This window comes from Streptomyces sp. NPDC053432, assembly GCF_055585365.1.
Genome location: NZ_JBVJKF010000016.1, coordinates 1 through 12,680 on the forward strand (window position 1 = coordinate 1; position 12,680 = coordinate 12,680).

Sequence of the window (12,680 nt, forward strand, 5' to 3'; positions counted from 1 at the left end):
CCGACCCGAAGCCCTACGTCTGGACGAAGACCGCGGACGAGATCCTTGAACGCCTCGCCTCATATCTGAACAGAATTCCTGACTCAGAAGACTAGTCGCGCGACAGATAGTCGTGCGACAGACCGCTCTCCCAGGCCCACAAGGCGACCTCGACCCGGTTACGGGCATCCAGCTTGCCCTGCACCCGCGCGAGGTGGGCCTTGACCGCAGAGACCGAAAGACGCAGCTCCTGCCCGATCTCCGCATTGGTCAGCCCCCGCGCGGCCAGCACCACCACCTCCCTCTCCCGCACGGTGAGCTCCTCGCGGGCAGGCCGAGCACCCGGCGCCGGCCCCTTCCTCGATGCCATGTCGGCCAGCAGCCGCACCGTGACGGCAGGGGAGATGAGCGAATCGCCCACCGCGGCAGCACGTACGGCCTCCACCAGGAGGGCCGGGCTGGCGTCCTTGAGGAGGAAGCCGCTGGCACCGTTGCGCAGGGCGGTCCGCACATAGGTGTCGTCGTCGAAGGTCGTGACGATGACCACCTGAGCCGCCCCCTCCTCCCGCAGGAGGCGGGTGACCTCGAGGCCGTCGAGACCAGGCATCTGGATGTCGGCCAGCAGCACATCGGGATGCAGCCGCCGCACCGCCTCCAGCGCCTCGTTGCCGTCGGCCGCTTCGGCGAGCACGTCGATCCCCGGGGTGTTGTCGAGGATCATCCGGAAGCCGGTACGGACCAGCTGCTGGTCGTCGGCGATCACCACGGTGACGGACACGTCTCCTGGCCTCCTGCTCGGCGGCAGCACGACTGACGCCGCACCGGCCCCGTACGAGGCCCTCCAGTTGTACGCCGTATCCCCCCCACACGCAGCCGCGCCCCTCCGCAGCTCTCTCCCGCTGTCCGGTCGGACACCCCTCGGACACCCCTCGGACACCCCGGCCGACGGAACACGCCGGAGCCGGCCGGGACGTACTGGATGCCGCCGGACGGGCAGACGCTTCCGCTCGCCGACGCCGAGCGGCCGGCCGCGGCGCCGGGCTCGCTCTCGGGCGGACCGTACGGCGCCGACACGGACGAGCGCCGGCCCACTCGTACTGGCCCGACAGGAGCCCGCGGGACCACTTCGCCGGGGGCGCGACCCGCACAGTCGAGCCTCGACACCGCGTGGTCAGCCCGCCGGGCGGCTGTGACAATGCCCCAGTGAAAGAGCCCCTCGCTTCGCCGATACCCCTCGTCCTCGGCATAGACGACCTCCGCCCCCTGCCCCGGGCCACGCGGATTGCCCGCACCAGCCGCGAAGGCATCCAGCTGCTGGAGGAGCACCGCAACAGCTTCATCGACGAGCTGTGGCTCGACCACGATCTCGGCGGCGACGACACCATCATGCCGGTGGTGACCCTCATGGAAGAAGCCGCCTTCAACGGACAGCCCTTCCGGATCGGAGCCGTCTACGTCCACAGCGCCAACCCCATCGGTGCCGAAACCGTCGTCAGGTCACTCGCGCGCTGGAACTACCGTGTCCAGCGGACGACGGCCGACCTTGCAGGCCGTACGCCGACCACGCCATGAAGAGGGCTGCGGACACGGGCCCGGCCCCTGGCCGTGGACAACCGGTTCATTCCGGCCCGGCCCGCGCGGGCCGGTGCTGTTCCCGGCCCGGCGCGGCGCGCGACGGGGCAGAAGGCGAGACCATGGGTCCTGAGCCGGGCCGCTGCGGCGGCCGGCTGGGCGAGTCGTGCCTACCGGGCCCGGCCCGGCTGGTAGTCAGTCACCTGCGGGATCGGTGGGCTCTGCCACGAGGGCCCGGGACGACCTGGAGGAATCCTTATGGGCTGGCTGGTCACCGCGGCAGGTGCGGGGTTGGTGCTGATGGTCCTCCGGGACGTGTTCCACACCCTGTGGCACCCGACGCGCCACGGCGGCCTGAGCCGCCTGGTCATGACCGTGATGTGGCGCCTGTCGAAGACGTCCTCACGTCGTCGGGGCACGGGGCTCGCCGGCCCGGTCGGCATGGCGGCCGTCGTCGCCTGCTGGTCCATGACCGCGGTCCTCGGCTGGGCCCTCGTGTACTGGCCGCACATGCCGGAAGGCTTCACCTACGCGCCGGGTCTGCGGCCCTCCGATCACGCCGGATTCCTGGACGCGGCGTACGTGTCCCTGGTTCACATCTCCACGCTCGGCTTGGGGGACATCGCCCCCGCCGCGGGCTGGCTCAGGATCGCCGCCCCGCTGGAGGCCCTGGCGGGCTTCGCGCTGCTGAGCGCGACCGTGGCCTGGACACTGGGCATCTTCCCGGCTCTGGGTCGCCGCCGCGCCCTCGCGCTGCGGATCTCGCACCTGGTCCGCACCCACCCCGCAACGGACCAGGTCGACGCCGACGCGGGCGCCGAGATCCTCGACAGCCTGGCGTCCGACATCTGCGTGATCTGCGTCGACTTCCTGCAGTACGCGGAGTCCTACTACTTCCACGACGGCGACGACGCCATCTCGCTCGCCCGCCAAATCCCGGGCGCCATGCAACTGGCGGACCAGGCATCCGCCGCCCGCCATCCCGACGTCAGGATGTCGGCGGCCGTGTTGCGGGCCGCTCTGGACGACCTCGCGGCAATCATCGATCACCGCTTTCTGCACACCCGGGGGACAGCACGCCAGGTGTTCATGGCCTTCGCCCTTGACCACGGCTACTCGGAAGCGGCGTAGGCGTGATGGATGGACCCTAGTGAGCCAACTCGATCCGCCCATGTGGAGGGGCGGCGCCGGCGCGCGGGGATGGGGTGTGGCCACGGGACGGGCCCCGATCGGGGGCGGTTTCAGCGGCCGTGGTCCGGGGCGGGCCCCGTTCCCGCCTTCCGCTGGTTGATGGTGGGTCAGGCGGTGGTGACGCGGGTGAGGGTGTCACGGAGTCGACGGATGGCCTCTTCGGCGTCGGTGTACTGCTCGGGGGTGGGCAGGACCGCGTCGAAGGTCGGGCCGTAGTCGTCGGGCATGGCGCGCCAGTGCAGGACGGGTGTGAGGGCGGTGGTGGCCGCCCCGAGGAACCAGGCGAGTCGTCCGTGGACGCCGGCGAGGGCGATGGCCAGGACGGCGATCGCTTCCCGCAGGTGCGCCAGCCGGTCGATCGCGGGCAGGGCTTCCTGGGCGTGGGGTGTGCCGATGGCGGTGCGCAGGTCGGCGGAGGCCTTCGCGGCGATGGTGCGATCGGTAGGAGTCGGGATCCACCCCTGGTCACCGATCTGTTCTTCGGCTTGCGCCGCCAGGGCCTCGATGGTCGTCCGCATGTCCATGGGGTCAGCCTAGGTCGTCTCTTCCGGATCTTGTCGGGGCCGCGTCGCCGGGCATCGCCCAGTGGCCCCCTGCCGGGACAGCTGCCACAGTTCAAGGACGTTTATGCCCCTCCTTGGGGCCTCGCTCACGGAGGTGGCGTACCCGCCCGGACGGCGGCCCGGCGCTCCCGCAGTTCCTGCGTCTGGGCAACGGCGATACCCAGCCAGAGCAGGATGGGCAGGATCGCCGTTCCGAAGACCAGACCCGAGGTCATGGCGAGGGCCACCAGGCCAGCCAAACCGCCTCCGGTCCACAGCACGAGCGTGATCAGTATCGGCAGTGGGGAAGGAAGCGTGGCAGCGGGGGAGCCGACCGTCTGCACGGCGGTGGGCGAGACGGCCGTCTCAGTCGGGGCCTCGGCATGCGCCCGGGTACGAGGGCCGGACCGTGGCTCCTCCCCGGCGTCCTCAGGTTCCGCGCCGGCCGCCCCGTTGACCAAGTCGAGCAGCCTGTCGAGCGTCGGCCGCCTCGCAGGATCCTTCTGGAGGCAAGCGTCCAGGGCTGGCCGCAGCCGGGGCGGCAGGGCACTGAGGTCCAGCTCCCTGTGCACCACCTGGTACAGCACCGCGCGGCCGTCGCCGGCACTGAAGGGTTCCCTGCCCGTGACCGCGAAGAACAGCACGGAGCCCACAGAGAAGATGTCGCTGGACGGCGTCAGCTCCGCGCCCTCCGCCTGCTCTGGCGACATGAAGCCGGGTGTGCCGATGATCAGGCCGGTCCCGGTGAGCCGCGCGGCCCCCTCGAAAGCCCGGGCGATACCGAAGTCGATGAGCCGCGGACCGTTGTCGGTCACCAGGACGTTGGACGGCTTCAGGTCACGGTGAATCAGGCCGGCCCGGTGCACCGACTCCAGCGCCTCTGCCAGCCCCGCCGCGAGCCACAGCCCCCCAGCCTCGCTCAGCGGGCCCTGCCTGCCGACGAGATTTCCCAAGTCGGGTGCGTCGATGTAGTCGCTGGCCAGCCAAGGGACCTCGGCGTCGGGGTCGGCGTCGATGACGGGCGCGGTCCATGCGCCACCCACCCGGCGAGCGGATTCGATCTCTCGCCGGAAACGCGCCCGGAACTCCGGGTTCCTGGCGATTTCGGACCTGATGACCTTCACGGCCACCCGGCGTTCGCTCCGCGAACTGCCCAGATAGACCTTGCCCATACCGCCTTCTCCGAGGACACCGAGGAGACGGTAGGGGCCTATGCTGCGCGGATCCCCATCACCCAGACCACTGACCACACGTCGCCCCCGCCGTAGCCCTTGCCCGAAGTCCTTCCCCAGCAGTATCCACGTCGGAGACCGCCCGCGCGGCGCTAGGCCGATTCCTTCACATCATCGGATCGTTGGTTGATATGTTTCGTTGACTGATGCCCAGTGGGCCCGCATCGAGCCGTTGCTGCCGGACCGGACGCCGAAGCGGGGTGGACGGTGGCGTGATCACCGACAGGTGATCGACGCGATCGCGTTCAAGTACCGCGCCGGCAGGCCGTGGATGGACCTTCCCGAACACTTCGGGTCATGGAAGGGCGCCTACAACCGCCTGAGGAAATGGGCGGCCGACGGGACCTGGGAGAGGGTCTTCACCGAACTGCTCGCCCAGGCCGACGCCGCAGGCGACCTGAACTGGGTCGTAGCGGTCGACTCCACCATCGTCCGCGCTCACCAGCACGCCGCCGGAGCCCGTCAAAAGGGGCCCCCGGCCGGCGAGCCGTCCGACCATGCCCTCGGACGTTCCCGCGGCGGACTGACCACGAAAGTCCACCTCGCCGCCGACAGCCGCTGCCGGCCTCTGGCGTTCGTCCTCACACCCGGCCAGGCCGGTGACGCACCCGCATTCGTTCAGGTCATGGCCCGCTTACGGGTGCCCCGGCGGATCGGCCGTCCCAGGATCACCCCGGACGTGGTCCTGGCCGACAAGGCGTACTCGTCCCGGGCAATCCGTCGTCACCTCCGCCGACGCGGGATCCGCGCTGTGATCCCTCAGCCCGCGGGCCAAGCGGCCAACCGCAAGCGGCTGGGCCGGCTCGGTGGCCGCCCGCCCGCCTTCGACCGCGAGGCCTACAAGCAGCGGAACACCGTCGAACGCTGCATCAACAAGCTCAAGCAATGGCGCGGTCTGGCCACTCGCTACGACAAGACCGCCACCATCTACCTCGCCGGACTCCACTTCGCCGCCATATTCATCTGGTCAGCGAGGTGATCCGAAGGAAACGGCCTAGGACCCGTGCGGGCCGGGCCGGCGGCTACTGGCGTGAACACGAGCTGTTCTGCCGTGAGAGGCCGCACTCTTCATGGCCTCTTCCTCCCCTCCCATGGGGAGCCGACCGTGATGGACTCCGATCTTGAAGGGCGGACCAGACCATGTCTCCCACCTTTGATGTTGTTGTGACTGCCCCATGGCCCGTCCGGACTGTCGTGGCCCTCGCGTGCGAACTCGACACGGACACCGTCCCTTGTCCTGCCGAGGGCCACCGATGCGCTGGCTCCGCTGGGGGTGGAGCTGAGGGGGGACCTCTGACCCGGCACCTCCACCGCGGGCACTCCGCGGGTTCGGTAGCTGTCCGTGAGATGTGGCCGAGTGGGCCCGGACACGGCGAAAGCCGATGTCCGCACCCAGGGGTGCGTTCATCGGCTGCCGTGCAGGTCATGCGCCAACATGACCCGCAGATGACCCTGGTGTGCCGTGGTGGGAGCCAGTAGCAGTCAGGGGCGCCTGCGCGACGCGCTCGCCCTCGAAGGACTGGGCGCGTGCTTACGGAGTTCAGGTTAGGGATTCGGGGGCGGGGGTGGCGGCCGCCTGACCGGACACAAGTTGGGCCAATTGTTTCCACCCCGTCGGGCGGGCCATCACCGCAGGTCCGGCGCGTGTGACAGGTGGGGGGCAATTCCATCGGTTTGGGGCGTCCTCTGAGCCAATCGAGGCCTCTTGGCGCAGAGGGGGGCCGAGCTGGGACTCTTGGTCTGCAGTACCTCGTTCCGCTACGCGGGTGACGCCAATCACTCAGCGGAACAGGGCTTTTGGGAGCCAGTAGCAGCCGGTCGGCGGCCCTCGTGGCCGCCGCCCGGCCTTCGAAAGGTGTGCCTGAAAATGAATCCGATCGACGGGGCCCCGGCCCCGCACTCCGGCGTGCGCTTCGGCATGGCGCACGCCTTCGTCATCACCGCGTTCCTCGCGGCCGCGGTCCTCCTCACCCTCGTTGCGCACATGCCCGTGCAGGATGTTCTCGTCCTGCTGGGCGGCGCCGGCGCGGTCGGCGTCGCCGTCCTGGTCGCCACGAACGTCAAGAACGGCAAGGGCGGCGGCGGGGCGGGGCTGCTGCGGCGGCTGCTGAACGCCGCTGTCGGCCCCGGCAACGGGAGCGTGAACTAGATGGCCCGCGCGGGGCGGCCCGAAGTCCCGGTCGAACACACGGTGCCCGAGCTGGGCGAGCTCGCCCAGTTCCTCCGTGACAAGCGGGGCTCGACCCCGTACGCCACGCTCGCCACGTCCAGCTGGTGGAGCGCCTCGACCCTGAAGCGGGCAGCGTCCGGCAAGACGATGCCCTCGTGGAAGCACGTAGAGGGCTACCTGGAAGCCTGCGGCGTCGACAGCAGCACAGAGTACGACCGCGCAAGGGAGCTCCACTGCAGGGCGTCCAAGGCCTACCAGCGTCGTGCCCGGTCGGCGTACGTGCCGCGCCCCGATCTCGTCACCGACACGGCTGACATGAGCCGAGCCCTGCGGGACGCCTACGGGGCCGCCGGCCGCCCGCCGATCCGCGCCTTCTCGGAGAGGGCCGGAAGCTGGCGCCTGCCACGCACCACGGTTCACCGCATCCTCACCGCGCGGACCCTGCCGGTCGACGTCGCGCAGTACCTGAGCTTCCTTCAGGCCTGCGAGGTCCCCCTCGAAAAGCTCCCGGCATGGTTCGCCGCCTGGTCCAGGGTCCGGGGGATGAGCCCGCCCAGCGAGATCCGGCGTGATCGGGCCTTCCTGCCCGAGCTCGGTGAGCATTACCTCGAATGGGCATTGCAGCAACACCAGAAACCGGTTCAGATCTGGTCGAAGAAGCATCTGGCTGCAGCCTGACCGAGCGACGGAAGGCGGGGGCCCGCCCCTGAGGGGGCGCCCCCGCCGTCTTACCTCCCTCCCCGTCCTCTGACACCCTCTGGTCCGCGCGGCTCTGGGAGCACGGGAGGACCCATCGAGGGGAACTTTGGGGGCGAACGCATGGGGAGCGCATGGGGCAAACATGGGGCGGTGTGTGCACGCGGCCTCACCCCGCATCGCTCCTGGTCAAACTCCACATTCTGACCGGTGAGGCTCAGAAGCCGTATCCCAACGAGCCGGACCGGCGGGGGATCGCGTGGGCGCTCACGGAGCGTCCCGCCCGGCCGGTCGCGGGACTCGGCGATCAACCTGTGGTCGCGCCAGCGGCGGAAGAAGACGGAGACCCGGGCCCATGCGGGGAAGTCCGCGGGCATCGCCCGCCATGAGATCACACCCGCGACCAGGTAGCGGATCGTGTCCAGCAGCTGATGGTGGCGGTAGCCCCCGGGCCCCCACCCTGCCCCTACAAACGAGGTCGGGCGTCGGCAGCATCGGCCGGACGGCCACCCACCCGCCCAGCGTCGCTTACCTGTCGGGATGCTCCGGCAGGGCGAGCCAGTCCGACCAGGAGATCTCACGGCCGAGGAAGCGCGGCTGCTCGAACGGCCAGTCGGCGGCGATCCACTGCGGTACCAGCGTGTCGAGGGCCTGCTCGACCTTGCTGCCCACCAGCTCGTCCACCACCCACCAGGAGATCTCGGCGTCCGCGGCGGCTCTCTCCGGGGGGTCGATGTAGACACAGCCGAGCAGAGCCGTCTCCGCCGCGTCGAACAGCGCGTAGTTGAAGGACTGGTGAGCGGCGATCTCCTTCTCGTGCCGCAACAGGTCGGCCTGGTCGGCCTCGTAGGTCATGGTGGCCGCGGGCCACCCCCAGGCCGGACCGAAGATGGTCCACAGGCGCTCGCGCGAGCCCATCACAGCCGGATAGTCGAGCGGGGTGTCCGCCTCCCGGATCGGCCGCAGGTGATGCCCACCGCCCGGCAGCGGTACCAGGACAGGGTGGGCGAAGTCATCGGGAAGCCAGCTCATGGCGCCGACCGTAGCAGCGCGCGGCCGTCCGCTCCTTTGGATTTTCCCCGCATACCGCCAGGCCCTGCTCTCGTGCCGGACAGGTCCGCGACCACGCGATCGGGACTCCCGTTCGATCGGCAGACTCCATGATCGGTATGGCAACGGCTTCTGGGCCGGGCCGGCGCGCTCCCTGCGACGTCAAAAGCGGCCGCTGGTTCGGACAACAGGCCACGCTGACTGGACCGGGAAGGCTGTCGACAGTGGGAAGGTCGACCTCGGCCACGTCCAGTCCGGTGGCTTCGATGCCTGGAGCAGGGTCTTGTCGTGGGCCCCGCAGTGTTGCGCGGAGAGTTCCTCGACCTGAGGGTCGTGGGGGTCGACGGTGTCATCGAGGGCGGCGTCGGCCGCATCGAGACGGTCTGCCTCGGCCCGTAGGCCGGGGTGGGTCGCCAGGGTGATGAACACGCCCGGGTGCGGCCTCGCGTATGTAGGACAGGCGCATCCGGCGCATCAGCTTGTCGAGCTCCTCGCGCAGGGCGTGTGGGGGGAGGCATGGGCAGACGCGGCCCTTCTCCGCGCCCGAAGGCGGCGGGTCGGATGGTTGTCTGGGCGCGGTCAAACGCAAGTCGGTCGGTGAGGCGGCTACCAGCCGGGAATTCCCTGGAACGGACGCATAGGGAAGTCCTTCGCTCCGCGCCACCACCGTCCCACCGCTTTGCGTCGTCATGGCGCTCGCCGGTCACGGTGCGTTCAATTCAAGATCTTCTCGTGGCCGTTGGAGCCGCCCGAGGACACTCAGGAGAAGCCACTTGAAGGCCAAGGAGTCTGCCCGGGCGCAGCCGACACGGAGGGTGTCAGAGACGGCAGGCGACAACATGGCTGCGCTCGCGTTATCACTGCTGCGGTGGTGCCGACGCCTGGAGGCCGCTGCACGCAATCTCCACGCGTTCCTTACCACGCCCACAGTGCAGGGCTCCTCGCCCCCCGTGGGCTCACCTACGCTTCCGGCGGCCGTCCCTCACGCTCAGCCCCGCCCCTGCAGCACAATCCCGGGCGGGGCCGACGGGCGGCCGCTGCGACACCAGTTGTGGCCGCGCGTGATCTCGGCCGCCCAGTCCCGGGGGTCGGCACAGCACACGACAGACCGGCGGACGCCTCGCGCCGAAGACATGCTGAGGAGCATGCGCCGCCCCGGCGTCACAACCGCGGTGCGCGCCGGGACCCGGGCAGTAGGCCATGTCACAGGCCTGGACCACAGCACCCCTCGGGCGGCGGTCCGGGGCGGGCGCGGTGGTCGTCGTCGCGTCGGGTGGGCTCCGTTCGCCGTGTCTCGTCGAGCAGTGCGTGGGCGCGGGTCAGGACCTCGTGTTCCAGGGCCGCTGTCCACTCCTTGAACGCCACGTCGGCGGCCGCCCAGTTCACGCGGCGGCCGATGCGCAGGCGGTCGACGGACCGGCCGATGCCGTAACCGGCGGCCGCTGCCGCGGCGGGCAGCCAGAAGGTCCCCAGCCCTGCGGCCGCCAGGTGCCAGCCGCCGAACAACTCGTCCGGCGGCGCCCGGTCGAACCGGCTGTCCAGGATTCGGAGGAGTGCGAACATCAGGGACAGTGCGGCCGCGAACAGGTACACGACGCCGATGACCGGCGCCGCGACAGGGTGCTCGTCGCCTTCGAGACCCAGCACCCACAGCGGTGCGATCAGGAGGGCCAGCACGAGCCCGATGCCGAGGGTCCCCTCCAGGAGGCCGACCGGCTCTCCGTCGCGGACGACCAGTGGCACGAGCGGGCTGGTGCCGAGGAGCAGCCACACCAGCGCGATCGGGAGGTAGTACCTGATCGTGGGATCGGCGTCGTCGGCGGCCCGGGTGGGGTCGAGCACCTCACGGTACGCCTGCTCGTGACCCGACACCTGCGACAGCAGGGCGGACCGCCGGGCCGTGAGGGACTCCCGCAGGCCCTCCTCCCCGAGGCGGGGGCGTGCGGCCAGCTTCCGGCGGATGTCGCGCCGTGCAACCGTCTCGTCCAGCACCACCGCGAAAAGTCTTTCCCGGCTGTCGTACCCGCTCGCCCAGGGGCCGTGGGAGCGCGTGGGGGCGGGTACTTCGAGGGGTTGGTCGGCCAGGGCGACCTCGACCGCGGAGCGGATCGTGGAGTGAACGAACCGGTACCCCTTGCCGGTGGCCACGAGAAGACCGTGGTCGGTCGCCATGGACAGGAACGCCGAGAGCCGCCAGGGCACGCCGTAGTTCAGTCTCAGCCGCAGCCGGTCGATCACGTGCCGCACCAGCGCGAATCCGCCGGACACCGTGAAGACGCAGAAGCCGGCGAAGACCGCGTCCCCTGCCCACGCGCCGATCGAGAAGCTGTTCGTTCCCGCCAGCTCCGCACACCACCAGGCGGCCGCCGAGTACACCGGTCCTAGCACGGCCGCGGCGGCGACTCCCCGCAGCAGGACGCGGAGCAGGGAGCGCCTCGGCTCGGCCGCGGTGCCGCGGGTACGGAACGTGGCCAGGCCCGCGCCGGCTCCCACAACCAGGAGCGCGGCGGCCATGACCGCGGCGACGACCACGGCCGTCCCGAACGGCAGCCTTGCCATCAGCGCGTAGGCGAGCGTGACCACGTAACCCAGGGCCGCCGTCCTCAGCGGTGCACGCCACTGGCCGGGCAGGACGTGCGTCCAGCGCCCTACCCAGCGCAGAGCCGGCGCCTCCAGCAGCCCGCCGTACACCTGCGTGTACCAGAGCATGAGCAGCGACCAGCCGAACAAGAGCAGGACACCCGGGGCAATGGAGTAGGCACGGGTGCTCAGGACGACCCCTGCGATCGCCAGGTCCCGCAGGATCTCCTGCCGTACCCGCGGGGCGAAGCTTCGGGCGCCCAGGAGGCGGGCTTCGGCCGGGTCCGAGGCGGCCAGCAGGCTGACGCTGTCAAAGTATTCCTGCCCGCTGTACCTCATGGCGCGCGCAAGACCCCGCAGCCCGCCGGTCAGCTTCGGGTCCGAACGCATCGTGGGTACGGGTGGCACGGGGCGTCCGGGCGGCGGGGTCCTGCGGAGGATCCGGGTCCGCCGGGTCTTGCGGAGCGGGGCGGCGGGGGCGGGTTCCCGCAGCAGGCTGTCCACGTAGTGCCGCAGCGCCGCGTACTGCTCGCGCACGCGCTGCATGGCCTGTGCCGATTCCCATGTCGCCTGGAGATGGCGGGGGTCCGGAGAGGCGATCGCGAACTGCAGGACCTCGTCCTGCGAAGGGGCGTCCCAGTCTCCGGGTTCCACCGCGGCGACCACCGCCAGCATCAGCGGGGTGGTGCACCATTCCCTGATGCCCGGGTTGTCGGCGAGCAGGTCCTCGACGGGGTGGCGGTCATCGCCGAGCGAGGCGACCGCGTCGTCGAGCAGAGTGTCGGTGAGGGCCTGGATCCGGAGGCTGCCGGTCAGGGCCGGGCCGACGCCCATGGCCTGCGCCGTCGCCTCGCGGCTCGTTACGACCATCGGTTGCTCGCGGTGCCGGTCAAGGTGCCCGGTGATCGCCGCTGCCCATCCCTCCACGTGGGCTTCGGCGACGGCGTCCAAGCCCTCCAGGCACGGGACCAGCAGGCCGAGATGGAGCAGAGCCGCGACCTCGGCGCGCTTCAGGTCGAACCAGGTGGTCACCTGGGGGATCAGCCATTCCGTCACGTCGGCTGGGGCGGGACGGTCGTGCGGTACGACGACCGGTACCGGCACGGGTGTGGTCCACGGATTGCCGTCGCGGAGCAGGTCCTCCATGAGGCGCAGCATGAGGATCGACTTGCCCGCGCCCGGCTCGCCGAGGATCAGTAACTGCTGAGCGGATCGTTCGAACACCTCGCGTGGTGGGGTGCCGGGCGGAAGCGGTGTGGGCTGGTTGCCGCCGACGGCGAGTGTCATCGGGACGTCGACCAGGTGCAGCCGCCTGCGGGCGTCCTGGAGCTGGGGTGTGACCCACCCGAGCATGATCGCACCGGCCATGCGCCCTCGCCGGAGCTCCCAGAGTGCCGGCAGGTCGGGACTGCCCTGCGCGTCCTTCGGGGACCGCCGGGGCTGCACCACGGACACGTTCTCCACGTAGCCCGAGTTGGCGAACCCTCCGTGGGAGGCGTTCGCATTCCCGGTCCCGGACACGTGAGTTGTGGGGCCGGGAGCCTCGCCGGTGGCCGGCGTGGAGGCGACTTCGGGCGTCGTGTCGGCTGCCGTGTTCCGTTCGTCGGAGGGGCCGGAGGGGGACGGCACCCGGGGGTGGTGGTCTCCTGGTGCCATGAGCGGATGTCC

General features: G+C 70.5%; 11 protein-coding genes. 5 read left to right on the forward strand and 6 right to left on the reverse strand.

Features of this window, described 5'->3' with window-relative positions; translation table 11 throughout:
• Nucleotides 1–91: 91 nt before the first annotated feature.
• Entirely contained in the window at nt 92–757 is a 666-nt protein-coding gene (locus ACZ6Y1_RS24525; RefSeq protein ID WP_469633601.1) for a response regulator, read from the reverse strand.
• 425 nt (nt 758–1,182) lie between these two features.
• On the opposite strand from ACZ6Y1_RS24525, the gene ACZ6Y1_RS24530 reads away from it, so the two are divergent.
• Both ACZ6Y1_RS24530 and ACZ6Y1_RS24535 read left to right on the forward strand, forming a co-directional pair.
• Nucleotides 1,183–1,551 (forward strand): cyclic-phosphate processing receiver domain-containing protein, encoded by a 369-nt coding sequence (locus tag ACZ6Y1_RS24530; RefSeq protein ID WP_469633603.1) that lies wholly within the window; start codon nt 1,183–1,185, stop codon nt 1,549–1,551.
• 258 nt (nt 1,552–1,809) lie between these two features.
• Nucleotides 1,810–2,682 carry a potassium channel family protein gene (locus ACZ6Y1_RS24535; protein ID WP_469633606.1) on the forward strand — a complete coding sequence of 291 codons (873 nt, stop codon included), beginning with the start codon at nt 1,810–1,812 and terminating at the stop codon, nt 2,680–2,682.
• A 167-nt stretch (nt 2,683–2,849) separates the two neighbouring features.
• On the opposite strand, the gene ACZ6Y1_RS24540 is transcribed toward ACZ6Y1_RS24535, so the two are convergent.
• Together ACZ6Y1_RS24540 and ACZ6Y1_RS24545 are read right to left on the reverse strand one after the other, a co-directional pair.
• Nucleotides 2,850–3,266: a hypothetical protein gene (locus ACZ6Y1_RS24540; protein WP_469633609.1), complete on the reverse strand. Its 417-nt coding sequence runs from the start codon at nt 3,264–3,266 to the stop codon at nt 2,850–2,852.
• A 125-nt stretch (nt 3,267–3,391) separates the two neighbouring features.
• On the reverse strand, nt 3,392–4,534 hold the full coding sequence (locus ACZ6Y1_RS24545; protein WP_469633612.1) for a serine/threonine-protein kinase: 1,143 nt from the start codon (nt 4,532–4,534) through the stop codon (nt 3,392–3,394).
• A 121-nt stretch (nt 4,535–4,655) separates the two neighbouring features.
• Between ACZ6Y1_RS24545 and ACZ6Y1_RS24550 the strand changes: the two genes are divergently transcribed.
• The 3 genes from ACZ6Y1_RS24550 to ACZ6Y1_RS24560 all read left to right on the forward strand — a co-directional run bounded on the left by ACZ6Y1_RS24550 (nt 4,656) and on the right by ACZ6Y1_RS24560 (nt 7,364).
• Nucleotides 4,656–5,495 (forward strand): IS5 family transposase, encoded by an 840-nt coding sequence (locus ACZ6Y1_RS24550; RefSeq protein ID WP_469633615.1) that lies wholly within the window; start codon nt 4,656–4,658, stop codon nt 5,493–5,495.
• Between the two features lie 888 nt (nt 5,496–6,383).
• A complete protein-coding gene (locus ACZ6Y1_RS24555) occupies nt 6,384–6,665 on the forward strand; it encodes a hypothetical protein (protein WP_469633618.1) in 282 nt (93 codons plus the stop codon).
• Nucleotides 6,666–7,364: a helix-turn-helix domain-containing protein gene (locus tag ACZ6Y1_RS24560; protein WP_469633621.1), complete on the forward strand. Its 699-nt coding sequence runs from the start codon at nt 6,666–6,668 to the stop codon at nt 7,362–7,364.
• A gap of 50 nt (nt 7,365–7,414) precedes the next feature.
• On the opposite strand, the gene ACZ6Y1_RS24565 is transcribed toward ACZ6Y1_RS24560, so the two are convergent.
• The 3 genes from ACZ6Y1_RS24565 to ACZ6Y1_RS24575 all read right to left on the reverse strand — a co-directional run bounded on the left by ACZ6Y1_RS24565 (nt 7,415) and on the right by ACZ6Y1_RS24575 (nt 12,533).
• Entirely contained in the window at nt 7,415–7,963 is a 549-nt protein-coding gene (locus ACZ6Y1_RS24565) for a transposase (RefSeq protein ID WP_469633624.1), read from the reverse strand.
• Complete coding sequence (locus ACZ6Y1_RS24570; protein ID WP_469633627.1) at nt 7,911–8,414, reverse strand: GNAT family N-acetyltransferase; 504 nt, start codon at nt 8,412–8,414, stop codon at nt 7,911–7,913. The genes ACZ6Y1_RS24565 and ACZ6Y1_RS24570 overlap by 53 nt, the downstream gene beginning before the upstream one ends.
• A 1,221-nt stretch (nt 8,415–9,635) precedes the next feature.
• Nucleotides 9,636–12,533, reverse strand: a complete 2,898-nt coding sequence (locus ACZ6Y1_RS24575) for a hypothetical protein (RefSeq protein WP_469633629.1) — start codon at nt 12,531–12,533, stop codon at nt 9,636–9,638.
• Nucleotides 12,534–12,680 lie beyond the last annotated feature (147 nt).

Bases quoted from the DNA above. Each gene is read 5' to 3' on its own strand.
- ACZ6Y1_RS24535 (WP_469633606.1), top strand. From the start codon at position 1,810: ATGGGCTGGCTGGTCACCGCGGCAGGTGCGGGGTTGGTGCTGATGGTC.
- ACZ6Y1_RS24540 (WP_469633609.1), bottom strand. From the start codon at position 3,266: ATGGACATGCGGACGACCATCGAGGCCCTGGCGGCGCAAGCCGAAGAA.
- ACZ6Y1_RS24555 (WP_469633618.1), top strand. From the start codon at position 6,384: ATGAATCCGATCGACGGGGCCCCGGCCCCGCACTCCGGCGTGCGCTTC.
- ACZ6Y1_RS24560 (WP_469633621.1), top strand. From the start codon at position 6,666: ATGGCCCGCGCGGGGCGGCCCGAAGTCCCGGTCGAACACACGGTGCCC.
- ACZ6Y1_RS24570 (WP_469633627.1), bottom strand. From the start codon at position 8,414: ATGAGCTGGCTTCCCGATGACTTCGCCCACCCTGTCCTGGTACCGCTG.